Here is a 1,733-nt window from a genome sequence, read left to right on the forward strand (position 1 = left end):
CGCCGCACCAGCCACCCCCGGCGAGCACCGCGTCCCGCTCGACGGCTTCCGGCGCGCGGCGTCCCGGGTGCTCTCGCGCAGCCGCGCCGAGATCCCCGAGGCGACGGTCTGGGTCGACGTCGACGCCACCGCACTCTGGGAGCTGCGCGAGGCCACGCGCCGGCCCGATGATCCGGGCCCGGGCCTGCTCGCTCACATCGCCCGGTTCGTCGTCTCCGCCCTGGCCGACCATCCTGTGCTCAACGCGCGGTTCGACGCCGCGCGCGACGAGATCGTCGTGTCCGACACGGTCAACCTCGGCATCGCCGTCCAGGGCGAGGCCGGGCTGGTCGCCCCGGCCGTGCTCGGCGCGGACGCGTTGACCACGCGCGAGCTCGACGCCGCCCTGCGCGACCTCACCACCCGTGCCCGTGCGGGCCGGGCCACGCCCGAGGAGCTGACCGCCGGCACGTTCACGCTGAACAACTACGGCAGCCTCGGCGTCGACGGCAGCGCCGCGATCATCAACCACCCGCAGGTCGCGATCCTGGGGTTCGGCCGCGTCATCGACCGGCCGTGGGTCGTGGACGGTCAGATCGTGCCGCGCAAGATCACTCAGATGTCCTTCGTCTTCGACCATCGCGTCTGCGACGGGGCGACGGCGGCGGGCTTCATGCGCCAGGTCGCCGACGCCATCGAGAACCCGCTCCCGGCACTGGTCCGCCTGTGACGCCCGCCCCGGCTCAGCGCCCCGAGAAACGGGGCGGGCGCTTCTCCTGGAAGGCCGCGAAGCCCTCCCGGTAGTCATCCGTCTCGCTCAGCGCACCCTGGGCCTCGTTCTCGTGCGCCACCGCGGACCAGAACGCCACTCGCTCGTCGCGCAGCTCCGTCACCAGGCGCTTCGACGCCACAAAGGCGCTGGTCGGCCCCTGCGCCACCCGCTCAACCCGGGTCCGCGTGAACTCGAGCAGCTCCGGTCCTGGCACGGCCCGGGAGAACAGCCCGGCGGCGACCGCCTCGGCCCCGCTCAGCAGCTCGCCCGTGTAGACCAGGTCGAGCGTCCGGTGCGCACCCAGGCGGTCGAAGAACAGCGCGTGCCCGCCGGAGTCGAGCGTGGCCCCGAGGTTCGCGAACGGCGAGCCGATCTTCGCGTCGTCGGCCACGTAGACGACGTCGGTCGCGATCAGCAGGCCCAGGCCCACGCCCAGGCACGCGCCGTGCGCCGCCGCGAAGGTCGGCGCCGGGAAGGCCGCCATGCGCCAGAGCAGCGGGGTCACCCGGTTGCGCAGGTAGCCGAGCGCGTCGTCCGTGGCGGGATCCACGGCGGAGATGTCCCGGCCCGCGCAGAACGCCCGGCCCTCGCCCCGGAGCAGCAACGCCCGCACCCCGGCCGCCTCGGCCTCGCGGTAGGCGTCGTCCAGGTCGGCCAGCGCGCTCTCGTCCAGGGCGTTGAGCCTGCCCGGGGCGTCGAGCACCACCTCCGCGACGTCGTCCTCGACGGTCAGCGTGATCATGAGTCGTAGTCCACGGAGATCTCCTTGCTGGTGGGGATCGCTTGACAGGTCAGCACGTACCCGCGGGCCAGCTCCTCGGGTTCGAGGGCGTAGTTCTCCGCCATCTCGACCGTGCCCGAGACCAGTTTGGCCCGGCAGGTGCCGCACACGCCGCCCGCACACGCGAACGGCACGTCACCGCGCACCCGGAGCGCCGCGTTGAGGACGCTCTCGCGCGCGCCGGCCGGGGTGGCCACCGTC

The 1,733-nt window shown here is 73.6% G+C and carries 3 protein-coding genes; 1 reads left to right on the forward strand and 2 read right to left on the reverse strand.

The features are described 5' to 3' along the window. On the forward strand, positions 1 to 709 hold a 709-nt coding region (locus PROKR_RS21335; protein WP_169736501.1), incomplete at its 5' end, for a dihydrolipoamide acetyltransferase family protein. A 13-nt stretch (positions 710 to 722) separates the two neighbouring features. Here the strand turns inward: PROKR_RS21335 and PROKR_RS21340 are convergent. Together PROKR_RS21340 and PROKR_RS37540 are read right to left on the reverse strand one after the other, a co-directional pair. Continuing rightward, positions 723 to 1,493, reverse strand: a complete 771-nt coding sequence (locus PROKR_RS21340) for an enoyl-CoA hydratase/isomerase family protein (protein WP_036967039.1) — start codon at positions 1,491 to 1,493, stop codon at positions 723 to 725. Beyond that, a partial coding sequence (locus PROKR_RS37540; RefSeq protein WP_036967043.1) for a 2Fe-2S iron-sulfur cluster-binding protein occupies positions 1,490 to 1,733 on the reverse strand: 244 nt, incomplete at its 5' end. The genes PROKR_RS21340 and PROKR_RS37540, both read right to left, overlap by 4 nt.

Source organism: Promicromonospora kroppenstedtii DSM 19349 (assembly GCF_000515355.1).
GTDB lineage: Bacteria > Actinomycetota > Actinomycetes > Actinomycetales > Cellulomonadaceae > Promicromonospora > Promicromonospora kroppenstedtii.

Excerpts from the sequence above, each read along its gene's own strand:
- PROKR_RS21340 (WP_036967039.1), bottom strand. The coding sequence starts at position 1,493 with ATGATCACGCTGACCGTCGAGGACGACGTCGCGGAGGTGGTGCTCGAC.